This window comes from Schlesneria sphaerica, from assembly GCF_044336245.1.
Lineage (GTDB): Bacteria > Planctomycetota > Planctomycetia > Planctomycetales > Planctomycetaceae > Schlesneria > Schlesneria sphaerica.
Genome location: NZ_CP172346.1, coordinates 3,805,564 through 3,830,765, shown reverse-complemented (window position 1 = coordinate 3,830,765; position 25,202 = coordinate 3,805,564). Strand labels below are relative to the sequence as shown.

Below are 25,202 nucleotides of genomic sequence, written 5' to 3'. Positions count from 1 at the left end.
GTTCCTGCCAAAGTGTGCCGGATCTCAAACCAGCGGATCGGGTTGAGACACTCGGGAAACGAAACTCGCCGAACATGCGAGGAGGACGATGATGCGGAGCGTGGTTTGGGTCGGGTTCGTGCTCGGGGGAATCCTTTGCCTCAGCTCTTCATTACACGCACAAAATCGTTCCCGGATCCTCTTTAATACAGAGTCTCGCCTCACGGCCGAGATGGATCGAAACGTGCAGCAGGCACTCGAAGAGGCCGGGGATCTGCTGCTCGAGAAGGAGTTTGGCCCCGCCGTGCTCCGGCTTCAATCCGTGCTTGATCATCCCGAAGACTATTTCGTCGAGAAGGATTTTCAATCCGGTGAGCAGCTCACCTCGAAAGGTGTGGCTCTGAAGGTTCTGGCGGATCTCCCTGCCGAGGGACGAGCCGCGTATGAACTTCAGGTGGGGACCGACGCTCGGGCCGAACTGGCCGATGCGATTGCCGCAGAGGACTACCTGCGCGTGTCCGAACTGGTCTCGCGCTATCAGATGACGGCGGCGGGATTCGAGGGGATGCAGCTTCTGGCCGCGCGGGCTCTTGACCGTAACCACCCCATGCAGGCGGCATTGATCTATGAAGCGATGCGTGAGCACCCGAATTCGCAGGGAGAATTCCGTGTCCCCCTGCTGCTTCAGACCGCTCTCGCATGGCATCTGGCCGACCAGCCGGAACGAGCCCGGATTGCTCTGGAAGGACTGGATAAGCTGAAGCAGGCGGGGCCCTGGCAAGTCGCGGGTCGCGCGGTGACGCCGTTTCCGAGCCTCGGTGAAGCACCCGCCTGGCTGCAGACCCAGTTCGGTCCGACAGCCCCGCAACCCCCTGCTGTCGTTGATCGCTGGGAACTCCCTCGAGGGGGCCTGACCGGCAATGAGTCTGCCGCCGCATCGTGTCCGGTGGGAGGTGGAGCGTGGAAAATCTCTTCCCGGCAACACCTGCGCTTGCACATGAGTGACGAAATTAATCAGCAGCGGATCAAAGGTTTCGACCAGATGATGGTGCAAACCGAACAGATGATGCGGGAGGGCAATCGACTTACCCAACCCGCAGCCATTCCGATTGTTGTCGGGGACGTCGTGGTCTACCGGACGATCAATGATCTGACGGCGGTCAGCTTGAAGACGGGCGATCTCTTGTGGCGCTCTGCCAAGACGGACGGAATGCTGACCTGGCTGTTTCAAAGCCCACTGGCTGCATCAGACGCGATTCCCCCGTCGTCACCACTGACGTTTCGTGGATACCTGCAATTCAAGATGTTTCGCGACCAGATCTCGGGATCTCTCTCGAGTGACGGTGACCGCGTCTACGCGGTGGAAGAGTCCGAATCGCAGTTCAGCAGTCTGTTGCCGCGCAGCCGTCTTCCCTTCGGGGCACAGATGATCATGGATCCTGTCAACAAGCTCTCGGCCTACGACGTCGCCGGGGGGCGACTGTTATGGGAAGTGGGGGGGCAGAACGGGACACCCCCGGCAGAGTTATCCGGCATGTACTTTGTCGGACCTCCTGTCCCCTGCGACGGTCGTCTTTACTGCCTTGCTGAGTCCAAGAATGAGCTGCGGCTGCTGTGCCTGATTCCGGAATCGAACACCGCCCGGCTGGAGTGGTACCAGACACTTGTCGCCACCGAGCGAGCCCCGTTTGGGGCGACGTTCCGTTTCGCGGGACTCATCCCGGCGACTGCGGAAGGCCTGATGGTCTGTCCGACGGCGAACGGGGCGATCGTCGCCTATGACATCGTGCGACGTCAGCTGCGCTGGGGCTATTCCTACGATTCCAAGTCACGTCGCAATTTTCAGGATAACTTCGAAAATCCCGTGATGCGTGAGCGTGTCGGCGGGGACGATGAAGAGTCGCGATGGCTGGACAGTGGCCCCGTGATCACGCGAGGCCGAGTCCTCGTGACGCCGCGAGATTCGCATGAGATCCATTGCATCAATCTGGTCGACGGAAGTCTGAACTGGAAGCGTTCGCAGGCACAGGGACTGTACCTGGCCTGTGTGAACGAAGACCAGGTTGTCGTGGTGGGACGCAACCAGATTGCGGCTTACTCTCTGGCCGACGGTTCCGAAGAGTGGACGCAGCCGACGGAGATTCCTGAACCGAGCGGACGGGGTGTCCGGGTGGGGAAGCAGTATCTCCTTCCCCTCTCGACGGGGGATATCGCGACACTCGATTTGACGACCGGCCGAATCCTGGGACGTTCCAAGTTGCCTCAGGCAGGCGTCCCCGGCAATCTGGCCGTTGGTGACGGAGCATTGGTTTCGGTCGGAACCCATGATGTCATTGGATTCCGGTCGCTGGGCGAAGTGGAAGATCAGGTTGCAGAGCAGCTCGCCAAGAATCCGGACGACGCCGAAGCCCTGGCGCTGCGGGGTGAATTGAAGCTGCATCGAGGCCAGGAACTGGAGGCGATCGAGGACCTGAGGAAATCACTCCGACAGCGACCTGATCTTGCGGTCAAACGTGTGCTTGCCGAGACGATGCTGAATCGGCTGAGGAACGATCCCAAGTCGATTCTCGCCGCAGCGACGGAACTCGAGGCATTGACCGAGGACCCGCTTCAACGTGTCGAGTTCCTGCGGTTGTATGCCAATTCGCTGAAAGAATCTGGCGATCGTGTCGGGGCGATTACGGAGTACTTCCGACTCGCTCTGACGACGACAATTCCCGACATGATGATCTCGGCGGGAACGGGACATTTTGTTTCGCTCGAACAGAGTGTCCGGGCTGAGCTGTTTGCGATTTACGATGCGGCCACAGCGAGTGAACGAACGGAGATGGAACGGGTTTTCAGCCGCGAGTTCGAGACGGCCGCGAAGTCGCCTGACCGGAACGATCGAATTCCGCACCTCATCAAACTGACTTCGGGGCATCCTGCGGCAGACGCGTTGCTGCTGAAACTGGCAGAGTCACCCGGTGCCATTGCTGACGAGTTCGCCCGACTCCAGTTGCTGGAACGCATCACGAGCTCTGCCAATCTTTCGGTGGCTGGTTCTGCCGCGGCATCCCTGGCCGCGTTGTACATCGCGGCGAATGCGCCGGAAGAGGCACGTCCCTGGATTGCCGAGCTGGGTGATCGGTTTGCGACGATCGTCTGTCGTGATGGGAAGACGGGACGACAGCTCTCAGACGAATGGTCGACGCAGAGATCGCTGGGCCAGGATGATTCCCGTTTTCAATGGCCGCAAGGGGCAATTGAAGTCGTTCGTACGGATCAGAGCATCACGCAGCCGACCTTTCCGGTTGAGGTGGTGACTCATGTGGGAAGCTTCTACAAAGGATGGTCGTTCGAAGTCGACGCTCTCATTACCACACTCACCGCACGTGATCCCCATTTGAACGTGGTATGGCGTGTGCCGCTGATCAACTCGGCAAATGATCTTCGGGACCAGCCCTGCCAATTGCACATCCGGGGTCGACGGCTCGCGCTGGCTTCGGGAACGTGGCTCGGGGTGATGGAAGCCGTCACAACTCAAATCGCTCCTGAAATCATCTTCGAACAGTCGTTGCGTCCGAACTCGTTTGTGGCTCCCCGATTGAGCACCACGCCGAATGAGCGTCGACTGTTGCCGAACGGACGACTCATTCAACTGAAGTCGGATGGCCGATCGACAGCAGGATACCTGGTTGGTCTTACCGACGATGCCGTGGTGTATCAGTTAGACAATCGGCTTTATGCGGCGGATCCCGAGTCTGGCAAACTGCTGTGGTCTCGCGTTGGGCCGGCGTTCGCCAAAGTCGATGCCACGGTCGACAGCAAGCTGATGCTCGCAACAGCAGGCAACGGTGCTCTGCTGTTGAGGATGCGTGATGGTGCGATCGAGCAGCAGCATAAAGGGAACCCCAACGACGTCCCGTTATGGTTTCGAGGTACGCGGCGGCTGACACAGCGGAATCAAGTTCCGGATCAGCGGGTGTTCGAAATGCATGATTTCGATGGGGATCGCGTCGTCTGGCAATCGCAACATCCTGTCGGCAGCAAGGCCTGTCTCATTCAAGATGAAGAACTGGCAATCCTTGAGCCCACCAGCAAGCTGACGATTCTGAAACTGGCGACGGGAGAGAAACAGCTCGAGACGGAATTACCGCTGAAACGCCCCTTGCGCGGGATGCTGGTTCTGTCGGTTCAGTCCACCCCCGATAACTATATCGTCGTCGCCGGGGTCTCCATCCGTAAGACCGAACTGCGAAGGATTGAGCCCATCAATTTCGGGATGCCCCCCGAGTTTGGTCTCCCTCGTGAACTGGGGACGCCATCGAACTCGGCGTTCTCTCTGGATGGGATGGTGTTCTACATTGACCGCAAAAGTGGTGAGGTGAAATGGTCGGTCCCCGTCAATGAACTGGCCTATGATGCCAATCAGCCTGCCAGTCTTCCGGTGCTGGTACTGGCGGCGTGGAACATTCATTTCGATCCCAATACCGGTTTCCCGCTCGACCCCAAGCTGTCGACGTTGATCCTCGACAAACGGACCGGTGACGTCGTTTACAAAAGTCAGGAACTGGCGACACCCGTGGGGCGAGGGCTTCAGTTCATCCCTTCGCACGAGACCAAGAAGCTGCTGATCGACTTCTACAGCTTTCAGCTCGAACTGAAGTTTCCAAAGCCGAAATAGGGGAGTCGGGTCAGGACTGTGGCACTGATCGCCAGACCACGGACTGCATGGCGCTGGCTCATGTCGAACGAACTGTTTGCTTTGGTTGCACGGACAATACCAGCAGTGTCGTAATGGCCATCTCCACGAAGAACACAGAGGCCACGAAAGGACTCGAAAAGTAGCTCGTAGACGAAATGTTGATTTTGGCTATGCCGCACGCAGTGGCGAGCCAGGTGACTCCAAGGAGGGCCGTCTGGGCCGAGAGCCGCCGGCGAGACTCAGCCCAGACGACGAGGATTACAATCGGTAAGGTGATGATCGCCACGGCGGCCCAGTGGTCATACGTTTTTTCCTGCCAGCCCTTCTCAACGCTCCAGCGAAGGAGGTCACGCAGGAAACCAGCGATCGTCAGACTGAGTGCGACGTGCCAGCTCAGTCGATTTGAAAAGAGCGACAAGAGGATGAGGCCGGCTGCAACAACCGTGAAAGAGGTCCGAATGGGAATCCCGAAATTCAAGAGGATCGCCGTAATTGCGACTGCAAGTCCGACGACTGTCATCAAGGGGTTGGGAAGCGCTGTGAGAGGATCGACGGATGTTCGTTCCGACGCCTGCTGATCTGCCCGTAGTAGATCATGCCTTAAGCTGAAAGCGATCGCGCCCAGTCCAAGTCCATACAGGGCTCCGAAAGTGAACTCCATCATCTTCCACCATTCCCAGCCAAAATAGGGCTTTGGCAGGGTCTGTCCCAACGCGATGAAGAGGCTTCCGAATCCGAATCCCGCAGCGCCGGCGACGAGGCCACCCAGGGCAAATGCGGTGGAGACCTGCTCGCGGTGGAGTCCCCACAGGTAGACCAGCAGACTGAAGGCTCCGAGCGTGATGGCAACCCAGGCTTCTTCGCGAGGTTTCTCCAACGGGTTCGAAAAGTAGAGGTACTTTGGCTTGTCGATCAGTTCACGGCAGAGCAACGTCACCCCGACCATGATCAACAGTCCCAGGGCAAGCTCCCACCAGCGGTATTTCGGATGCATGAATCCCAGACCGACCAGCACACCTCCCGAGATGCCCCACATGGCACCTTTGAGAGTCAGGCCAGACAGCCCCCATAGCACAGTGCCGGGATCGCGCAGGAAACCAATGGTTTGCCCATAGGTCTCTTGCCCTCCCAACCCAATTCCGACAGTCCCGATCGCAGCGACAATCGCCAGTGAACTTGTCCAACCCAGAAGGAGGGCCAGACTGAGCATCACGATCACTCCCGGGATCAATGCTCCGATGGGGCCGCCCCCGATGGTTCCCCGCAGTCCCCAGCCTAAGGACATCGCAATCGCAGGGAGGAGTAGAAACAGGATCAGTGAGTCGGTCGTCGATTGAGGCAGACCGTCCTGCAACGGAGGTACGGTGCTCTCAGTCGATGTCGATGTGCCGCCGGTCGAAGTCGAATGGGACGTCAAGATGGCGATTCCGGTTCTGGATCGAAAATCGGGCCCGTAAAGGAGCCCGACTCTATCCCTCCACCAGATACCAATCAAGACTGCATGCAAGACCTGTTAAGGAGTCGAACGAGTTGGCGTATCCCATCAATAAAAAAAGCGGATGCCGGGAATCAGTTCCTCCTGGCATCCGCCGTCTTCAGCGAGACAGCTTACGTTTCCGAGCGAGTCAGCTTCTGGAATCGTGCGAGCAGATCTTTGGTCACGGGACCTGGTTCACCCGATCCGATCTTGCGACCGTCGAGGCCGACCACAGCCACCACTTCGGCGGCTGTCCCCGTCAGAAACATTTCGTCAGCGATGTACAGGTCGTGCCGGGTGAGGGATGTTTCGCGAACTTCGTATCCCGCTTCGACGGCGAGCTCCATCACTGCGTTACGCGTGATTCCTTCGAGGATCCCGGCGTCCAGGCCGGGTGTCAGGAGCACACGATTCTTGACGATGAAGATGTTGTCGCCGGTGCATTCGGCAACTTCACCTTTGTGGTTCAGCATCAGAGCTTCGACCATGCCCGCATCCGTTCCTTCGATGCGTGCCAGGATGTTGTTCAAATAGTTCAACGACTTGATACGCGAGCTCAGTGCGCCAGGGTGATTGCGAATCGTGCTGGCGGTGACCAGTTGCATCCCCTTCGTGTACGTTTCGGGGGGATAGAGCGAGATCGTGTCGGCGATGATGATCACCTGGGGGTTGCTGGTTTTTCGAATATCCAGTCCCAGACTTCCCGCTCCGCGCGTAACAACCAGCCGCACATAGCCATCGTCGATGTTGTTGGCTTTCACGGTTTGTTCGACGGCCGCTTTCATGTCCGCTGGGGACAGGGGGATGACCAGCCGAATGGCCTTGGCACTCTCGTACAGGCGGTCAATGTGCTGCTGGTGCAGGAAGACGCGACCACTGTAAACGCGGATCCCTTCGAAGACACCGTCCCCGTAGAGGAGTCCGTGGTCGAACACACTTACTTTGGCATCGGCTTCGTCGACGAGTTTGTTGCCGAGAAAAATTTTTAGAGCCATCAGCCGCGGTTCCGGTAAAAGAAGCCCGTCCTCATAACGAGTCGGGCTTTACTCATGTTCATGAAAATCAGGGTAGCAAGAACGGCACGCGGATGTTCAGGCCGCGTCGCTCAGGGACTCAATTCGTCCTTCGCACAACCTGACTGTGCGATGTGCCTCAGCCGCGATGGATTTATCGTGAGTCACCATCATAATAGTCAGCTGTTCCCTCTCATTCAATCGGGACATCAGGTCGATAATCTCGCGGCCCGTTTTTGCGTCGAGGTTCCCGGTCGGTTCATCGGCGAGCAGAATTTCGGGCTGAGCCACCAGGGCGCGGGCGATGGCCGCACGCTGCATCTCGCCACCAGACAGTTCAGACGGTTTGTGAGCCAGACGATGGCCCAGGCCGACGCGGTCGATCATCGATTTCGCACGATCCTGGAATTCACGGCGGCGAGTCCAGTAGTTCCAGATCGAGTGCCGGATCATCAAGGGGGCCAGCACATTTTCCATCAGGCTGAGTTCCGGCAGCAGATGATAGAACTGGAAGACAAACCCGAACACGCGGTTACGCAGTTCATCCCGAGTCCGGGCCGGCAGGTCATCGATCCGCTGACCGTCGAGCTGGACTTCGCCGATATCGGGTGTGTCGAGCAAGCCGATCAGGTGCATCAGCGTGCTTTTTCCCGAACCCGACTGGCCGATGATCGACAGGAACTCACCCTTTCGAACGGAGATATCGACACCGTGCAGAACTGGAACGCTCTGTTCTCCCTTTCGGTAAGACTTCTGGACGGCCAAAGCAGCGACATGAGGCATGGGCATGTCAATGGACTCCGATGTCGTAGCATTCAGCGAAGGAGAGATGAGAGCTGGCATGGCTTCCGTTCCGTGAAAACGATGTTGTTATGTGTTTGCTGCCGTCCGAGCCAGTCGTATTGACGCAGAACCGGTTCCCTCTGTCTGTCGTCGTTAATTTGTTCCGAAGGCCGTATCAGGTTGACGATCACAGTCCGGGTCATTCATACCTGAGTGCCTGCACTGGTCGCAATCGGGCGGCCCGGCGTGCTGGCAGTACACTCGACAGAACGGCAATCGTCACGGCTCCGAAGGCGACCCAGCAAACGGTGAACGGGTCAACGTAGGTGGGAATATCCTTGAAGTAGTAGATCTGTTCGGGGAAGACTTCGCGTCCCGTCAAGAAGGAGATGACCTTTTCGATCTCGTTGATGTAGTGAACGAACAACAAGCCGACCACCACTCCGGCACCGGCACCGACCATCCCCAGCAGCAGGCCATAAGTCAGGAAGATCGACATCACGCCAGAAGAACTGGCCCCCAGTGCTTTCAGGATTCCGATGTCACGCGTCTTTTCCACCACGATCATGAAGAAGATGGCCAGGATTCCGAACCCCGCGACGGTAATGATGAGGAACAGCAGGATGTTCAGAATCGACGATTCCACATCGACCGCCGCCAGCAGCGGACCCTGTCGTTGTTCCCATGTATTCACGTTGAAAAATTCGGGACTGAAGTTCGCTTTCAGAATTTCCAGTACCTTGGGAGCGTCACGATAGTCCTTCAGCTTGATCTGGAGTGAGGTAAACGCCCGTGTCTGAGTACCATCCTCGTTCTGTCGCAGCATCCCCCGGACTTCCTGCAGCTCTTCCAGGTTGCAGTACACAAGATTCGAATCGTATTCGCTCATCTTGGTCTTAAACGTATCGACGACCGTCGCGATGAAGTACTTCGGAGCGGGGGTACCGGCCGAGTAGGTCGTGATCCGCACATCATCGCCCGGCTGAATCATGTTGTAAGTTTTGGGCTCTTTTGTTTCCGGATCGATTCCGAGATAAGTCGCCAGTCCGACACCGACGTAGAGTCGACCTTTCTGCGGCTGGCCAAGCGTGTCCTCTTCGACGGTAGGTTCTTTATCCAGAGCGAAAGGATCCTCGGATGAGGGTTCGTCCATCTCACGCTGTGCCCGCATCTGCGAACTCAGTCGTTTCATCTGACGGTAGTACTCGGCATTGGCTTCCCGGCGCTTCATTGCGGCGGGAGTCAGTTCCCAGCCCAGCGGTTCGTCTTTCGATCGCTCTGCAGGAATCTCTTTGTCATTCTCGACCTGGGCCTGGTAACTCTGAAGATACTCAGCCAGGGGGCTTACTTCCGATTTGCTCTCGGGCTCAATCCCGACCAGATTGACCGGGTGAGGTACGTAGTCTCCCAGCGATTTGTAGCTGAGGATGGCGTGCACTTCGACGGTCGCCGTGACACCCGAAATGTACTTCCCGACCAGCTCACGAACCCGCTGCTTATACCCTTCGGGATCGAACTCGCCGTTCATGCTGCGCGTTTCGATGATGACGTCGGACAGGATCCCCTGGATCCGATTCCGCATCTCACTGCCGAACCCGGCCATGACTGAATTGACCACGATCATCGTCGCCACCCCCAGGGTGACGCTGATGATGCTCGCCAGAGCGATGTAACGAGTCCGAAGGTATCGTTGGCAGAGAATCAGTTTGTACATTGCCAGTCCTTTGGCGTAGTCAGTTGGGATTCAGGCGTTTCGGCTATTGTTCGGGCTTGAGCAATGGGAAGAAGATCACGTCACGAATGCTGTTGGTGTTCGTCAGCAGCATGATCAGGCGGTCGATACCAATTCCCATTCCCCCTGCTGGCGGCATGCCAACCTTCAGGGCGCGAACAAAGTCGTGGTCCATCTTAGCCATTGAATCTTCTTCGGAAAGTCCGGCGAGCTGTGTCCGGAACAGTTCTTCCTGAAGCCGAGGGTCGTTCAGTTCGGTGTAGGCGTTGGCTACTTCCATACCGTCCACGAACATCTCGAACCGTTCTGCGATCGTCGGATCGTTACGCTTCCGCTTCGTCAGCGGGCACATTGAGGCCGGATAGTCGATAACGAAAACGGGTCCGATCAGTTTGTCTTCGACGGTTGCTTCAAACACGTCGTTGACGATGACGTCAGGATGGCGGCCTTCGGTGGGGATATGCAGCTTCTTCGCCACGGCAGCAACCGCTTCAGCGTCGTGCATGTCGCAGCCAGCGTGCTCACGGAACAGATCGCCGTAGCGGGCACGCTGGTAAGGTGGCGTGAAGTCGATGGTCTTTTCGCCCCAAGGGACGACAGCCGATCCATTGGCGGCGATCGCGGCCTGCGAAATCAATTTTTCGGCAAGGTCCATCATCGAGTTGTAGTCGCCATAGGCCTGGTACAACTCGATCATGGTGAATTCGGGGTTGTGAGTGCTGTCGACACCTTCGTTTCGGAAGACGCGGCCAATCTCATAAACGCGTTCAATACCGCCGACCATCAGCCGCTTGAGGTGCAGTTCAAGGGCAATCCGCAGGAAGAGCGGAATGTCGAGGGCATTGTGGTGCGTGATAAAGGGGCGTGCAGCCGCTCCCCCCGCGATCGAATGCAGGACGGGAGTTTCGACTTCGAAGAAGGTTTCGCCGCGCAGCGTCTGACGGATCGAATCGATGATCCGCAGCCGCTTGAACATCCGATCGAGAACGCCTTCCGAGTAGATCAGGTCGACGTAGCGCTGTCGCAGCAGTTGTTCTTTGTCTTGAAGTCCGTGGAACTTTTCCGGTGGCTGAGCGAGCGACTTGCACAGGATCACAAGCTGGGTCACAAAGATCGTCTTCTCGCCAGTATTCGTCAGGCGCAGTCGTCCTTCAACGCCGATCAGATCGCCCAGGTCCAGGCAGTCCAGCAAGGCCCACGTCTCCGGGGACGAGTCTTTCTGGGACAGCATCAATTGGATGCGGCCTGAGTAATCCTGGACGTGCAGAAAGTTCAGTTTGCCCGTCTTTGGCCACTTCATGATTCGGCCAGCTACGCGCACAGTCGCTCCGTCAATGCCACCTTCGGTGGGACATTGTTCCCGCGCTTGCTCGATGGTGATATGACCGTCGAAACGCTGGCCCCACGGATCAAGGCCGAGAGCCTCGATCTTCGCGAGCTTTTCCAATCGAGCGGCTTCCAAACGGTCGGGCGTCTCGGACATCGAGCAAACTTCTCTCTGAAAATGAGAAACAGCGAAAATGAGAAACAGCGGGGTCTAGGAAGGGTCGAACTATGCGGGAATCGGCAAAAAACGTCAATGGCAGCTCAAAACCTGCCGGAAATTGCTCTTGTAGTCCGCGACCGGTCTGAGTGTCCACAGGGGACATCCCGATTGCAATTGGAGGGCGTATTCCTTCCCCAATTTAAATTGGATGCGGACGGAAACCCCTCTCGGACTGGAGTGTTTTTCAACCATGCCGAGGACAATCATCCTCTTGCAGAATTCGTCCTCTCATATTCTAATCAATTTGGCAATGTTAGCGATTATGTCCCGGTGCAGGACGTCGCCCTCGCCCGCAGCGGGGGCACAGGACAGACAGCGCCGGGAACCTGATTGTTCGCAACTTTTAATGCGGTTGTCGGATCAGACCAGTCGCGTCGTGGAACCCGAGTCCTTCACATCGGTGGATAAGGTCGATTCTCGTTGGAAAACGACAACTTTCAATCCAGAGCCTGCGCGGATCAATTGAAGGCCCTCTCCGAGCCGATTCGGTTGAGGATCGTCGATGTTTTGCGCCATGGTGAAATGACTGTCGGGGATATCGCGGCATTTCTGGAAGTCGAACTGGTGACGGTTTCCCACCATCTCAAGATCCTCAAACACGCGGGGTTGCTTGAGGTCGAACGTGACGGTCGATTTATGGTTTACCGACTCCGGAAAGACTTGCTTCAGAAGGTCGCTCAAAGTCGAAAAGAGTTTCTGAACCTGGGGTGCTGTCGAATCGAGGTTCCCCCCGTGAAGAATGACAAGTCGTAACGCGTCGCTGCACGGATGGCGATGGGAAGAGACCTTTTTACATCCCCCTCAGCACTCTCCGGTCAGCCGCGCCGAGTGACTCGACATCGACTTTGGGGCACCTTCAAAACCGGGACTTATTCTGCACCCAGACGTAGTTCTGCAACGACGGGGAGATGGTCTGACGGAAATCGGCCTTCCTTCTGGTCATCAAGAATTCGGATCCGCAATGTTTTCACCGATTCCGTGGTGAAGACAAAATCGATTCGCTGTCCCGGCACGATCGCCGTGAATCCGTTCCAGGTCGAGTCGGGGCCTTCCGGCTTTTGCGCGGCATGGGCGTACGTGTCCCGAAAGACTGAGCGGCCTTCGATTTCTGCCCCGGTTATGGTGCGGTACGGCTCCGAATCGGGAGTGGTATTAAAGTCCCCCGTCAGGATGACGGGAAGGTCAGAAAACTTCGCCCGCACGTATTTCGCAATTAAGGCCGCGCTTTCCGCCCGGGCCTGGACCCCTCGATGATCAAAGTGGGTGTTCAGCACATAGAATTGCTTGCCCGACTGACGATCTTTCAGCTTGACCCAACTGGCGATTCGCGGGAGGGCGGCATCCCAGCCCTTGCTGCCAACTTCATCAGGAGTCGACGAGAGCCAGAATGTCGACTTTACTTGCAGTTCAAAACGGTCCCGGCGGTAGAAGATCGGCGAAAACTCCCCGGCCCCATTGCCGTCATCACGACCCACTCCGTACGCGTCCATGTCCTTGAGTCGTTCTTTCAGGTCCTCAAGCTGCCCGGCCAGAACCTCCTGAAACCCGGCGATATCGGTCTGGTTGTCAGCAACGATCCTGGCCAGCCAGTCCTTGCGGTTCGGCCAGGCGTTCACGCCATCGCGAGGAGTGTTGAGACGGATGTTCCACGACATCACCGTCACTGTTTGAGCGAAGCTCGTTTGCACCATCGTGGTCAGAACGATCAAAGCGAGCAGGAGCGCTTTCATGGAATGGGTTCCTTGTCTGCCCGCCGCGGAACCCAAAAAGGGCCGACGGCTAGTTGGTTTCTACGTCTCAACACTAGCAGATCGTATCGGGAGGACTTGGCGGTGTCGCCCGGGAAACGTGAATCAGAGAGTCGGCTGGAATTTTGGCTGGAGACGGATCGTCTGGCGACCGGTTGAGAACATGTATTTCACGACAAGCTCAATCGTTTGCTCCGTGAACTCGGGTTTGAACTGTTGGTCGGACAGTTGTGCCAGTCCTGCCTCGATTCCGAAACTCGCTGTATTTCACATCACCGTCCCACTTCGAGCGTCGACAGCGTATTCGATGAGTGAAGGATCGGCATCGACATTCTGGCGATAGCGAACCAGGAAAGCATCGATGCAGGCTTGTAGCCAATCCACCAGCTTTGAGTCGTGCTGCCCTTCACCGATTGAAATCCAATGACCAATCCCGTGCAATCCGCTGGTAACGCAAGCAACGCTTTTGCAGTTGATTGCCGCCCAAAGCACGCCGACACAATCGTCTTGGAATTCTGGATACGTCTGCAAAAGACTGATGCCGTCCATGTCCCACATCATGTAGACCGCACGGCAGAGTGGGTCTGTTTCTTGTGCGTCGTCCGACACGAAGATGCACATCGGGTCCAAGAGGTTCGTGTAGAGAGTTCCGATTGCACGTACACAGCGACGGCGAATGGAGTCAGGAACAGATGGGTTCATTGCATCATGCCATGAACCGTGAGGACCACAAATATTCCAGATGCCCGCTGCCAGCTGTTCTCGTGTGAATTTCATGGCCAGAAACTCAGGGGTCTCGAATAGCCGAGCGTAATACTCGGCCAAATCTTGACTGGATAATTGCCAGTCTTCGTCCTCATCCGAGAGCTCTTCACCTGACTCGATAAACCAGGACTCAACCCATTTTTCGAACTCGGGCAACGGACCTGATGCTTCAGTTTCAATCATGGTTGGCCGTCTGGGGTTCGGAGGCAGTATTTGCATTCGAACCGCCAAGAACATGTTTGGGGGAAGCTACCACTTTGAATCGCAGTTGAAGTCCTCGACGAATGTGGACTTGCAGGCGATCACATCGTTTCCAGGAAGTTGACAATTTAGCCACGCGGCTCACTCCCCTGCCACGAAGGACAGCAACTCGTTCTAGGACGACATAGGCGGCACCCGCGGACCCCATCATGGTTATCGTGGTTAATACTGTTGTCATGTCCGTCTGGGTGGGGGCCGCTGCTGAGTAACTGAGGTTGAGCTGTGGGGTCGATTCCAATCGCTTGGAAGTTTGGGATCGCGGTATTGCTGTTTGTTTCTGACACTCCTTGCTTGGGGGAATTTTCCGCAAAAGGTGAGAGAAGAAGTCGAACATGGTCGTCGGACTATCGAACGTCATTCGAGTCGAGTGGGACGGCACTGCGGAGGGGGCCTGCCCCGTTTTTTCAACAAACAGAAACGGGTTGGCCAGCTGGCCAACCCTTGGCCAGCCGGTGGCCAGTCCCATGTGCTGTAGTGGTTACACTTTAAGCGTTTCGAGCGGACTGGCCGGGCTGGCCACCGGATTCCGGCAAGCGGCATTTCCCCATTCGCGACATTGCTGACGCGGCAGATTGCTACTTCGTGGAATTCTGAGGATCAACTGAACCAGGAAGCGTGAAAAGGTCGGACACCCAAACGGGTTGAAACCTGGGACAGGCAACGCGGATGGAGAGAGTCCCCATTGTTCAGGGGGGGCTGTTTCTCCTTCCCGCCCGCCTGAGGCTGGGGAGCGGGGAGCCAAAACTTGAGAACCGTTCAGGGTCTCACGTTCCGCTCTTTAGAGGCGACAAGCGCTTCGATGGAAAAAGGGTTATTTGACAATCCGGAAAGAATCATGCCTCTTCCGTGGCTCATCGTATGGGGCGCGGGAAGAGGCGACCGCTGATGCTCAGCCGCTCGTTGGATTGTCGCGGTCGCTTGGCAGTTTCAGTCGTTCGAAGTGATTCTCACGACGTCGTCATAGACTCTGCGTTCCCAACCGGTGACGTTGCCTTCCGGATTCAACAACGGAAAGATCTGAACGGGTGAGAGTTCTACCTGCCAGCGTCCATTTGAATCGGGGGCCACATTGACCTCAAGGTGTCCGTAATGCTTTCCGCCCGAGATGAGCTGTCTGCCGTTCCAGGACTCTGGGGCATCCTCATGGGCCAGGAACTTCCGGTGCGGATTGTCAAACCCGACGGAAGGTCCGCGAAGACCATCACCGCCAATACCGACATCGTAAAAGTGGATCGTGTGAGGTCTGCTCGTCCCATCGGTCAGGGTTTCCACGCCGTTTGTCTGTGACCGTTCCAGCATTTCGTCATGGCCGGAAAAGACCACATCGACCCCGTAGCGGAAGAACAGTGGCTCGAGGACGCGCATCGGGATCCCTGCCTGACCTGAAAATTTTTCGTTGCCGAACGGGATGCTGTGCGGGCCGGATCCGTACATCGTGTGATGGAACTGCACGAAGGTAAAACGGCTTGTTTTCTGTGTTTCCGCCAGTTGTTGTTCGAGCCAGCGGTATTGTTCGGAGCCCGGATTGAAGTCGGGCGCGTTGCTCCCTTCGAGATTATGGTTCGTATCGGCCGCTGACTTATGCGGAAGGCCGTCGCTCGAATCAAGGGTGATAATCGAAATCGGGCCATAGTCGATACGGTAGTAGCGACCCGTATGTTTCGAGTTCGTCGCCTGATTGGAGGGGGCCTCAAAGTAGGTCAGGAACTTGTCGGTGGCGAAGTTGGCTCCTTCCGCCGAATAGCCTCCACCGGGACCGGCGAAGTTCTCGTGGTTTCCGATGGCGGGGATGAGCGGCACATTCGAAGCAATCGCTCCATAGTCTCCGGCGTTATGTCGCCAGAACTCGTCCCAGTCGCGTTGTTCGCCCCCTGTTTCGACCAGATCCCCTGTGACGAGAATCAGGTCTGGATTTCGGGCGGCCATGATCTGGATGTTCTGGCGATAGCCCGTCGTCTGATCGGTGACGTACTTCAGGATGTCTGTCGGGCGATTGCTGCGAGAGTTCACGGGCCAGTCGACAGGTGGGCTCGATGTTGATTCCGGCTCGGTTTCGGGGTCCGAATAGACCATGAATCGGACGGGATGATCTCTGTCAGGGGCCGTTTGAAACGTACCGGACCGCCGATCCGCTCCTTGAGTCACCTGGTAAGAATAACGGGTTCCCAATTTGAGACCGGTCACGCGAATACGGTGGATCCATGGCAGTCCGGGATGAGGGCCGCCCGGTTCTTCTGCGAAGGGGCTGTACGCGAGGGAATCGGCTTTGGTGGGCTGAGACACAAATCGCTTCAGGCCATCGGGGGTTTCCACCATCAACTCGCCGGGTGTTTCGTCTTCCGACAACCAGCGAATGGTCATGGCGTCCTTCGCAGGATTCTGAAGATACGGACGCACACGAAACGAGTCAGCTCGCAGATCGCCCTGTGTCAGTAATCCCAACGCCATTGCTGCAAGAAATACGTGTTGCTTGAACATCAGGGCGTTCGTCCCCATCTCGAATTGGTAGTAACGACAAAACCAGGGTGTGCTACCCTGGCTTTGATGAGCGTGTCGTGCTGAGCTTCGCGTCAGCGGATGCAGAGCGATGCTCGCCTGGGGGCGAGTATTCGATCAGAGTCAGTCTGCCACCGGTTCAATGAGTGGGAACCAGGGGCAACTTCGCCGTTTCACCGTCTACCCGCAAATGGGGCCCAGGTGGCAACGACCGATTGGACAACCCTACGGGAATGAACGAACGGGTTCTCGTCATTCAAGTGGGATGGCTTTCTCGGCTTTCTTCCTCTCTGCTTCGGTGAGCGGCTCCAGTTCGATGTCGAACGGATTGTTCCCTGCGACGACTTCGAGCTTCAGTTCCGAATTGGCCCCCGTATAGCGAGGTGGGATCGGGAACGGTGCTTCGTAGCCGAGAGGCCACTCGAGCAGGACGGTCGTGGGGCCGATTTTGGTTCCCGGCTCGCCTTTGACGTACTCAACTCGATAAAAGCCGTTTACGTCAGTCTTGGCCGTTGCGGCCCGACCAACTTCCGGCTTGAACAGCAGGATCAGGTTTTCGACGGGATCCCCTTCCATGGTCACCGTTCCGGTCACCTTGCCGAGAGGGGGCCGGTCGGCTCCCCCACAGCCGATCGTCGTGATGACACATCCGGCCCAGAGCAAGCCTAAAGCAAAAGTCTTCTGATTGAACATCGATTTTCCGCTGCAAAGTTTCAAAGGGCGGAAAGCACCGACGACGCTGGTCGATGCTTTCCGCCGACAGGACTAGAAGAACATTCGGGTACGAAATCTTTGCCTTAGAAGTCGCCCACGATTTGTCCATCGTTTCGTGCCGCCAGGCGGGCGAACGTCGTGGTCACACAGCCGAAAGGAACCGGCGCTGTGGCGGAGGAGAGCTTCAGGTAGTCGATGTTCTCGCTAATGAGTCGCACAGAACCATCAGCCAGAACGAAATGTGCTCCCCCGACGTGGTTGCTACTGAAACCGCGTCGATCGTGTTGGAGGCCGATGGTGGCATTGATGCCGTTATAGGTCAGCCCCAATACGTTCATGGCTGCCGATTTCACATTAGCGGAAGATCCCTGGTCAACGACGGCGGCCGAGAAGCCAAAGACGTTTGCTGCTCCAACGGTCATGCCCTTGTACTGCCAGGCACGTTCGCCAACCAGCAACGTGTTGCTACTGCCATCGGTGATATCCCGCAGCCCCACATTCCCATTCTGAAAACCGACTCCCAGTGGCTGATTCAACGACTGGGCCGGGTCACGAACTTGTGGAGTCGTACTGTCTCCTGGGCCAGCGACCATCACGTAGTTCGATACTGAAATGGGAACGAGATTGCCGTTCGCGTCTTGCAGGCTGGCGATATACCAGTTCGTCGTCGTTGCTCCCGTGGTCATCGTGTCGACGTAGTTATTCGTCTGTGGTCCAACGTCCGAAGCACATCGAAAAACAGCGAGCTTATTCTGGAGGACACTTGGATTGACCGCCAGTGCCGTTTCCAGCAGGTTGTTGCCGGCATTGAGCTGGCTGTACAGCGGTGCCTGATCGATGTAGGGGAGGATAAACGTACCCCAGCTCCATAGGCTGCGCTCGCCCGATGTAATGTTGAATGCCGTCTTGGCGATGTACCCTGGAGGGAACTGGTTGTAGGCATCGTGATAGTTGTGCATCGCGAGGCCAATTTGCTTGAGACTGTTTTTACACTGGGTTCTACGTGCTGCTTCCCGCGCCTGCTGCACCGCAGGCAGCAGGAGAGCGATCAGGACTGCGATGATCGCAATGACCACCAGCAATTCAATCAGAGTAAAACCATGTCGACCGCGCCGCTTTTCTCTCATCGAAATCTCCAGAACATAAAAGACAGGACTACAAACAGAACAAATTGACATGAATTGGCGACAGCAGGACGCCATCGAATGATTCGTACCGCTTTATGATTGAGATGACGCTGGACCAGAAAACGGACTCGGTCACAGCGTTGATGTATGGCGTTGGGGCTCCCGTTGGGGCTCAGGGACACGACGATGAAAAAGTCTGCTCGATCTCAGTCGCAGCGATGACGCCTTCGACCGCAATGACCGGCCAGGTTTCAAGAATGCAGAAACGATGTGAGTCACCCGATTATACGCATCCGGACTTCAGAAGCGGCAAGGGGGGACACAGTCAGTCGTTCTGCCCCGCAAGGAATTTACGTTCTCGCGATGGGCCACCACGCTGTAAGTGGCAGAAGTGTTGCAGGCTCGTTCATCGCGGAAAAACGGACCAGCGCCTCAGCCTGGAAATTAGAGTCCAGGGTTTGCGAAGGACGCGGCTCCCTAAAAATTAGCAGCATACCAATCCTCAGGCGACATTTGAGAAGCGTATCGGTAATCATCCGGAGTGGCGGATGGGTTGAACTGCAGAATTCCGACTCATTGGAACGGACAAGACAAATGAATTGCGTAAGGCGAAGTGTTTATTCAGCAACGCGCGACGATCAGATGATCGCCTGCAGGTGTAAGCCGACTGGAAATGAATTTCATCGCGAAGACAGGCAGGGAAAGCGATTGCGATACGACCGGCGGAAGAAGAAAACCCGAAAAGGCTCTTGCTCCGCCGCATCCAATTTCTGACCAGTCACTACCAGTCGTCGAATGATTCGAGCGTCTCATTCTCCGATTATCATCTGAACATTCATGGCCCAGTGGAATCGCTGTTCAGTACTATGACGCTAGCATTTTGAAGCTGAGGCCGCAACCCTCATGTTAATTTCTTCACGCGAACTTAATGAAACCCGAAGTTGCACTCGCGCACACTTCCTGTCAGGTAGTAGCCCCGTAATTGAAACGCTGTCACTCCAGGAGAATGGCCCGGTGAGATCAGGTGAAATCAGAGGGGTGACCGATGTCAAGCGATGGCCTCGATACTTCGCCGAGCGAGGAGAACGGGGCCGATCGTTTGAAAAACAGGGCGGGCCGAAGTGATTCTCCCCCAACCGGAGCGTCAGGTGTGGGGACCTTGAGTCAGTGTCGTGGAGCTCTGACCCAAGCCTACCTTAAAGCACGGTGTTATTGAGTTCTAACTGACGCTGAATCTGTTCGAGCGACTGGGGCGATCCGTCGACCGCCAGCACAAACACGTTGTCCCCTTCGTTCCACGCCATCCACACTCGTCGCGGGATATACTGAATCCGGGCGGCGGAAATCGGAGCCACGGGGGTGACTCCCCAGCTTGATTTAGGGACGACCATCAGCCACCCTTCTTCTGACGTGCCGCGCTTGGCACGGATTTCCAGTCGCTTTGCGGGAATCGTCAGCCGGGAGCTCGCCAGATGCACCTGCTGCCACGGGTGGTCGATGATCTGAGTCAGCGATGACCAGCTGCGAGGGAGTCGTGCTTCCGTATTTGACGGGCTTAGACTCTGGCGGTCCAGTTGTTCCCAAAGGGACGTGATATTCGCGGGTGTCAGAATCGGATTCGGGCGCTGTTGCTGACCCCACCAGAAGGCGGCAGCAAAAATGCACAGTGTGCAGACCACGGTGAATGTACGAAGCGGACTGAACCAACGCCGAATAGCTGCTGGGGTTGGTTTGGCCACGGTGGGTTCCGGGCTGTGGTCCTGAAGTACGGAGGTCAGGCGTTGTGCGAAGCCGGTTGGGATTTCGACCTGATTCATCGCAGGCCGAATCTGCGCGTCCCACTGCTCGATCGACTCAAAGGCGTGTCGGCAGGCCGGGCAGGTCGCCAGGTGCTTGTGAAGCTCACCTTGTGAGAAATCGTGTCCCCCATGATCGGGATGCGCGAGCAGATCGAGCAGGGACTCAACCTCGGCGCAGTTCATAGTGCGACCTTCTCTCGATGATTTCTGCCGCCGACTTCCGTCTCTTCCGAAAGACGCCGCCGCAGGAAAGCTTTCGCCCTGGAAAGGCGACTCATCACGGTTCCAATCGGAAGTTGCATCTGTTCCGCGATTTCCTGATAACTAAATTCTTCAAAGTAAAACAGGATCAGCGGAGAACGATGTTCTTCCGGTAATTCCATCAGCGCCCGTTGCAGTTCGTCAGGGTCCACGAGCGAATCGGGGGGATCCTGGAGCGAAAGTGAATCGACGACCCCTTCCAGAGGCTGCGTCCTTCCCCGTTGTCGTCGAGTCGTCAGGAAGGCGTTCCTCAGGATCGAACAGAGCCATCCTTTGGCCGCATTGCAGTCGCGAAGCTGATCGCACTTCTGCTGGGCCGTCAGGAATGTCTGCTGAGTCAAATCTTCTGCGTCGACTGCATTTCCTGTCAGGCGATACGCGTAGCGATAGAGCAATTCTGCGAATTGCTCGACCAACTCGGCAATCTGAACGGGACACGAGCCTTCAGACATAAGGGACCTCAACCTATCAGAGACGCTGTCGTGATCAAAAAATTCCCTGACCAGTTCAAAATTTTTCGCTAAGGGGGATTGATGGGGATGCGCCCTCCCCTTCCCGCGAAACGAGTGTCCGCCCTGACGACTGTATCCTAACACGACACGTTCCCCCGGGTTACCGTCAGCGGGTGGAATTGTACGCGCTTCAGAAACGGTCGTTGCACCCAATCTTGTTGCGGCCTGTTTTCCGACTTAGACTGGGATGCCGTTTGCGAATCGGAACGGGACCTTGGCGCATTGTCGTCGGCGTGACCACTTGTATCGCGGGCGTGTTATCTCGCATCCGGTTTGCGGCTTCCTGTGGAGATCATTCGCGATGTCTTCCGCTCTTATTTCCCGACGTGACCTCCTGTGGCAATACGGTGGTGGTCTGGGCGGAGTTGCTCTCGCCAGCCTGTGTGATCGAGAACTCGCTGCAAACTCCGGAAGTACGTTTGCCGTCACGGGGGCCCGTGCGAACCGGGGCGTTCTGGACGTTTTGCATGTTCCCCCCAAAGCGACTCGCGTTGTTCAGTTTTTTATGGCGGGGGCCGCCAGTCACATTGATCTGTATGACCATAAGCCCGAACTGGAAAAGCGAAACGGCCAGCCGTGGGACCCGGGCGAAAAAGTCGAGCTGTTCCAGAACGGACACGGAGCAACCTTCGCACCACCCTGGAAATGGAATTCCTACGGCGAGTGTGGAAAAGAACTGTCAGAGATCAGTGCGCCCCTGGGATCCGTGGTGGATGAGGTGGCCTTTATCCACAATCTGGTTGGCAAAACAGGAGTTCACAGTTCCGCGACGCTGCTGCAGGCAACAGGCTTTCAGATGCCCGGCTTCCCCGGAATGGGAGCGTGGGTCAGCTATGGCCTGGGAAGTATGAACGACAACCTGCCGACGTTTGTTGTGATGCCGGATCATCGTGGCTTCCCCTCAAACGGTCAGAAGAACTGGGATTCGGCATTCCTTCCCGCGCTGCACCAGGGGACACTGATTCGCCCCGGCGCGGTGAATCCGATCGAGGATCTGTTCCCGATCGAGGGGCTGGTGTCGAAAGAAGCAGACTCGGCTGGCCTGAGTGTCATGAACCGGCTCAATCGACTTCACGCAGAATCCAGGACGGGCGACTCAAGGCTGGAAGCGAGAATCAAGTCCTACGAGCTTGCTGCCCGTATGCAACTGGCCGCGCCCGAAGCTCTGGATATCACCAACGAACCTCAGCACATTCTGAGGATGTATGGTCTGGACCAGGGCGGGGGCGAGTTCCCCAAGGAGATCAACGTTCCGGAAGAGACGGACATCTTTGGGCGGAAATGCCTGATTGCCCGCAGGCTGCTCGAACGGGGTGTTCGGTTCGTTCAGATCTGGTCGGGCTGCGACAATGGATTTCCTCGCCGAAACTGGGATTCACACGAGGACGTCCCCCGAGATCACGGACCGTTGGCTCTGGGAATGTCACGCGGGGCAGCGGCGCTGATCGCCGATCTCAAACAGCGGGGCATGCTGGAAGACACCATCATTCACTGGACCACCGAATTTGGCCGCATGCCCTGTGCCCAGGGAGGTCTGGGACGCGATCACAATCCATTCGTCTTTACGAACTGGCTGGCGGGAGGGGGCATCAAAGGGGGAACCACCTACGGTGAAAGCGACGAATGGGGTTACAAGCCGCTGGACCGGGCGAATCCGACGCAAGTCTACGATATCCATGCCACGATGCTGCATCTGCTGGGGATCGACCATACGCGACTCACCCTTCGCCACAATGGAATCGATCGTCGACTGACCGACGTGCACGGGCACGTCATTCAGGAAATTCTGGCGTGATGCCCTGACGCCCTCCGGCCCCGCCGATCAGAGAACTCGCTGAATGCGTGCAAGCGGGGTTCGTCGTCATCGTCTGGCGGCGACTGTCCTGTGATCCTTGTCCCGCAAGTCATCTGTTTCGACAGGGATCGCCAGCCTTGAGCCCTAGGGATCGAATCTCTTCCAGAACTCGGCATCATCGTCCGGGGCGAGCGGTAGTGATTCCTGTATCTTCCTGGGTGAGCCAGACTTGGCTTGCGGTTGAGTCGGCGGTAGCGGCGGGGGCTTGATCTTCGGCTTCGCAGCCGAGGCAGCGACAGGTTTGTTGCCGTTGGCGATCAGTTCTTTTGAGTCTGCTGTGTCGCGAAGGAAGTCCAGAAGCTCCTGATCTTCCGTCACAGGAACGGCCGCCGACGAATTGCTCGCAGGCTTCGCGACTGCAGTTCCATTGTCGGGACGGGTTGCTGCCGGGGTGACGCTCTTTCTGGGTGCCGCAGTTAGCGGAGGTGCCGCCGGCTTGACCGTCGCCTTCTTATCCACGATTGCCGGAGACTGGCAATGTGGGCACTTGCCACCGGCGTCGATCGGGTCGCCGCACTGATTGCACAGGGGGATCGGGCGACTCGATTCCTCGAGTTTCGTCATGATCGATTCTGCCGGTCTGTTGATCCTCGGAAGTGGTGCAGGGGGCGCAGCGGGTTTTCGTTCTTCCGCGAGGGGACCGATGGGAAAATCGAGATTGATCGATTCGGCCGGGGCCTGATTTGTCGCCGCGACGGCTGTCTTCTCTGGTTCAAGGCGGATGATCTCGTCAACATCCTGATCCGCGTCATGCAGGGCTGATACAACCAGATTCTCGGGTCTGACGATCTCGGTCTGGGCCTCCTGTCCCGTCGCCTGCACCTTGGCGGCAACATGAACCCGGGCTTGCTCATCGTAGGAGATGGTGACTTCGATCTCTGTTCCTTCCGGTAGATTCTCGGGAAGCGGCTCAATCAGACAGTCGCCCAGTTCCACAAAATCGGAATCCGCCGCCGTGCCGCTTTCGACAATTCGCAGATGAACCCGTCGCTGGTTGTCTGACACCGTTCCATACGACTGCTTGACGGATGCGGGGAGTGGTGTGTGTGCCGGAAGAATGTAGTTCGGCACGCGCTGTCCCGTTTCCTGATCCCGAATCAGAACGCCGAGCGCTCGCGCGCTGGAACTTTTCTGTTTGAATTGGGCGAGTCGGTCGAAGGCCTGAGGCTTCAGAATCGATTTGGCGAAGGAATTGTTCGTCAGCAACATGCCTGCGTAGTACGTCGCTCCATGTGCGATGGACTGATCTGGAGACAACGAGGTATTGAGTGTTCGTCCGCTGAGATCCTTCAGCATCTTGCGAACCATCGGCATGCGCGACGACCCGCCTGTTGTCAGGACCACGTCGACCCGGGCCCAACCCATCTTTCGTTCTGCCAGAAGGTCCAGCGTCAGTTGCTTCATCCGTTCAACCAGGTCTTTGGTAAGACGCTCGAACTGTTCCACTTCGACCTGGTACGTTTTCCGCTGTCCTCCGGCGACCACCGTCATCGCGGCTTTCGGCCTCACAGAAAGACTTCTTTTGGTTTGCTCGGCCTCCATCGCCAAGGCCTGAGCACTCTCACGATCCTTCATGGGATCGACGCCGAATTCTTTGTGAAACTGCTTACCGATGGCCGTTTCCAGCGCGCGGTTCCAGTCGAGCCCTCCCAGATGCAAATCCCCGCCGCTGGCGATCACGCTGACTTCGTTCGGCTGATACTTGACCAGCGAAAGATCAAACGTGCCGCCGCCCAGATCGACCACCATGACGGTCTGACTGGTGGCGAGTTCCGTAAACCAGATTCCTTCGGTTCCGAGCACGAAGCACAAGGCGGCTGCAACGGGTTCGTTAATAATGTCGACGTGCGTCAGCCCGGCACGCTTCCCTGCTTCGGCGGTGGCCTGCCTCTGCACATCGCTGAACTGAGCGGGAACCGTAATGACGGCACTCGTGATATTGCCCAGTTTCTCGCGTGCAGCATCGAGCAGTGATTTTAGAATGAGCGTGCTGACATCGACGGGTGAGTAGCTTTTCCCGGCGATCTTCCAGCGGTGAGTGGGGCTGCCCATATACCGTTTGGCATGTACGATCACTCGATCGGGATGCCGGATGGAATTGCGCAGGGCTTCGGTGCCGACGATGGCCTCGTTACCGTCGAAGAAGACCGCCGAAGCAGTCGAAAGTTCGCCATCTTTATTGGGGATCGAAACCGGTTCGCCGTGCTCGTTCAAATAGGCAATACATGAGTATGTTGTACCCAAGTCGATGCCGACGGCGTGTGTCGGATTCATATGTCGCTGCTCTTCAAGATAGGGGCGTTCGGTGCTGGCGAAACTCGTCGGGCCGAGAAGTGCTCGTTCCGCTCAAGGATTTGATTTTACGCTGACCTAAGAGACCTGTTGGAAGGGATGTCGAATTTCAAAGGCTCCTCGCGGAACAGCGGCGCATCGAAATCGTCTGAAGT

Annotated in this window: 16 protein-coding genes; 3 read left to right on the top strand and 13 right to left on the bottom strand. The window is 56.9% G+C overall.

All coding sequences use genetic code 11. The features are described 5' to 3' along the window. Nucleotides 1-88 precede the first annotated feature (88 nt). Nucleotides 89-4,645, top strand: coding sequence for a PQQ-binding-like beta-propeller repeat protein (locus ACGY09_RS13880; protein ID WP_397568190.1), 4,557 nt, complete (start codon nt 89-91; stop codon nt 4,643-4,645). A 58-nt stretch (nt 4,646-4,703) separates the two neighbouring features. Here the strand turns inward: ACGY09_RS13880 and ACGY09_RS13875 are convergent, their stop codons facing one another. The 5 genes from ACGY09_RS13875 to lysS all read right to left on the bottom strand — a co-directional run bounded on the left by ACGY09_RS13875 (nt 4,704) and on the right by lysS (nt 11,154). Next, the gene (locus ACGY09_RS13875; RefSeq protein WP_397568189.1) at nt 4,704-6,083 is read right to left on the bottom strand and encodes a hypothetical protein; all 1,380 of its coding nucleotides are present in this window, start codon (nt 6,081-6,083) and stop codon (nt 4,704-4,706) included. Between the two features lie 191 nt (nt 6,084-6,274). Then, on the bottom strand, nt 6,275-7,138 hold the full coding sequence (ilvE, locus tag ACGY09_RS13870; protein WP_397568188.1) for a branched-chain-amino-acid transaminase: 864 nt from the start codon (nt 7,136-7,138) through the stop codon (nt 6,275-6,277). A gap of 96 nt (nt 7,139-7,234) precedes the next feature. Continuing rightward, complete coding sequence (locus tag ACGY09_RS13865) at nt 7,235-7,945, bottom strand: ABC transporter ATP-binding protein (RefSeq protein WP_373653838.1); 711 nt, start codon at nt 7,943-7,945, stop codon at nt 7,235-7,237. Between the two features lie 193 nt (nt 7,946-8,138). Then, nucleotides 8,139-9,653: an ABC transporter permease gene (locus ACGY09_RS13860; protein ID WP_373649650.1), complete on the bottom strand. Its 1,515-nt coding sequence runs from the start codon at nt 9,651-9,653 to the stop codon at nt 8,139-8,141. Between the two features lie 43 nt (nt 9,654-9,696). Then, entirely contained in the window at nt 9,697-11,154 is a 1,458-nt protein-coding gene (gene lysS, locus ACGY09_RS13855; RefSeq protein WP_373649651.1) for a lysine--tRNA ligase, read from the bottom strand. Between the two features lie 483 nt (nt 11,155-11,637). On the opposite strand from lysS, the gene ACGY09_RS13850 reads away from it, so the two are divergent. Next, nucleotides 11,638-11,970 (top strand): ArsR/SmtB family transcription factor, encoded by a 333-nt coding sequence (locus ACGY09_RS13850; protein ID WP_397568187.1) that lies wholly within the window; start codon nt 11,638-11,640, stop codon nt 11,968-11,970. 116 nt (nt 11,971-12,086) lie between these two features. Here ACGY09_RS13850 and ACGY09_RS13845 read toward each other — a convergent pair whose 3' ends face one another. The 7 genes from ACGY09_RS13845 to ACGY09_RS13815 all read right to left on the bottom strand — a co-directional run bounded on the left by ACGY09_RS13845 (nt 12,087) and on the right by ACGY09_RS13815 (nt 20,840). Further along, nucleotides 12,087-12,947 (bottom strand): endonuclease/exonuclease/phosphatase family protein, encoded by an 861-nt coding sequence (locus ACGY09_RS13845; RefSeq protein WP_397568186.1) that lies wholly within the window; start codon nt 12,945-12,947, stop codon nt 12,087-12,089. A gap of 285 nt (nt 12,948-13,232) precedes the next feature. Next, on the bottom strand, nt 13,233-13,913 hold the full coding sequence (locus tag ACGY09_RS13840; protein WP_397568185.1) for a hypothetical protein: 681 nt from the start codon (nt 13,911-13,913) through the stop codon (nt 13,233-13,235). Nucleotides 13,914-14,918: 1,005 nt separating this feature from the next. Continuing rightward, nucleotides 14,919-16,469, bottom strand: a complete 1,551-nt coding sequence (locus ACGY09_RS13835) for a metallophosphoesterase (protein ID WP_397568184.1) — start codon at nt 16,467-16,469, stop codon at nt 14,919-14,921. Between the two features lie 270 nt (nt 16,470-16,739). Further along, entirely contained in the window at nt 16,740-17,180 is a 441-nt protein-coding gene (locus ACGY09_RS13830) for a hypothetical protein (protein ID WP_373649656.1), read from the bottom strand. Between the two features lie 104 nt (nt 17,181-17,284). Then, complete coding sequence (locus tag ACGY09_RS13825; RefSeq protein WP_373649657.1) at nt 17,285-18,328, bottom strand: DUF1559 domain-containing protein; 1,044 nt, start codon at nt 18,326-18,328, stop codon at nt 17,285-17,287. Between the two features lie 1,196 nt (nt 18,329-19,524). After that, nucleotides 19,525-20,310 carry a hypothetical protein gene (locus ACGY09_RS13820; protein WP_397568183.1) on the bottom strand — a complete coding sequence of 262 codons (786 nt, stop codon included), beginning with the start codon at nt 20,308-20,310 and terminating at the stop codon, nt 19,525-19,527. After that, nucleotides 20,307-20,840 carry an RNA polymerase sigma factor gene (locus ACGY09_RS13815; protein ID WP_397568182.1) on the bottom strand — a complete coding sequence of 178 codons (534 nt, stop codon included), beginning with the start codon at nt 20,838-20,840 and terminating at the stop codon, nt 20,307-20,309. The genes ACGY09_RS13820 and ACGY09_RS13815 overlap by 4 nt, the downstream gene beginning before the upstream one ends. Nucleotides 20,841-21,201: 361 nt before the next feature. Between ACGY09_RS13815 and ACGY09_RS13810 the strand changes: the two genes are divergently transcribed. Then, on the top strand, nt 21,202-22,695 hold the full coding sequence (locus ACGY09_RS13810) for a DUF1501 domain-containing protein (protein WP_397568181.1): 1,494 nt from the start codon (nt 21,202-21,204) through the stop codon (nt 22,693-22,695). Nucleotides 22,696-22,839: 144 nt separating this feature from the next. Here ACGY09_RS13810 and ACGY09_RS13805 read toward each other — a convergent pair whose 3' ends face one another. Next, nucleotides 22,840-25,029 (bottom strand): Hsp70 family protein, encoded by a 2,190-nt coding sequence (locus ACGY09_RS13805; RefSeq protein ID WP_397568180.1) that lies wholly within the window; start codon nt 25,027-25,029, stop codon nt 22,840-22,842. Nucleotides 25,030-25,202: the final 173 nt, after the last annotated feature.

Coding starts and splice junctions, on each gene's coding strand:
- ACGY09_RS13835 (WP_397568184.1), bottom strand. CDS start 16,469: ATGTTCAAGCAACACGTATTTCTTGCAGCAATGGCGTTGGGATTACTG.
- ACGY09_RS13860 (WP_373649650.1), bottom strand. CDS start 9,653: ATGTACAAACTGATTCTCTGCCAACGATACCTTCGGACTCGTTACATC.
- ACGY09_RS13865 (WP_373653838.1), bottom strand. CDS start 7,945: ATGCCCATGCCTCATGTCGCTGCTTTGGCCGTCCAGAAGTCTTACCGA.
- ACGY09_RS13880 (WP_397568190.1), top strand. CDS start 89: ATGATGCGGAGCGTGGTTTGGGTCGGGTTCGTGCTCGGGGGAATCCTT.
- ilvE (WP_397568188.1), bottom strand. CDS start 7,138: ATGGCTCTAAAAATTTTTCTCGGCAACAAACTCGTCGACGAAGCCGAT.
- ACGY09_RS13810 (WP_397568181.1), top strand. CDS start 21,202: ATGTCTTCCGCTCTTATTTCCCGACGTGACCTCCTGTGGCAATACGGT.
- ACGY09_RS13830 (WP_373649656.1), bottom strand. CDS start 17,180: ATGTTCAATCAGAAGACTTTTGCTTTAGGCTTGCTCTGGGCCGGATGT.
- lysS (WP_373649651.1), bottom strand. CDS start 11,154: ATGTCCGAGACGCCCGACCGTTTGGAAGCCGCTCGATTGGAAAAGCTC.
- ACGY09_RS13825 (WP_373649657.1), bottom strand. CDS start 18,328: ATGAGAGAAAAGCGGCGCGGTCGACATGGTTTTACTCTGATTGAATTG.
- ACGY09_RS13845 (WP_397568186.1), bottom strand. CDS start 12,947: ATGAAAGCGCTCCTGCTCGCTTTGATCGTTCTGACCACGATGGTGCAA.
- ACGY09_RS13805 (WP_397568180.1), bottom strand. CDS start 25,029: ATGAATCCGACACACGCCGTCGGCATCGACTTGGGTACAACATACTCA.
- ACGY09_RS13820 (WP_397568183.1), bottom strand. CDS start 20,310: ATGAACTGCGCCGAGGTTGAGTCCCTGCTCGATCTGCTCGCGCATCCC.
- ACGY09_RS13840 (WP_397568185.1), bottom strand. CDS start 13,913: ATGATTGAAACTGAAGCATCAGGTCCGTTGCCCGAGTTCGAAAAATGG.
- ACGY09_RS13815 (WP_397568182.1), bottom strand. CDS start 20,840: ATGTCTGAAGGCTCGTGTCCCGTTCAGATTGCCGAGTTGGTCGAGCAA.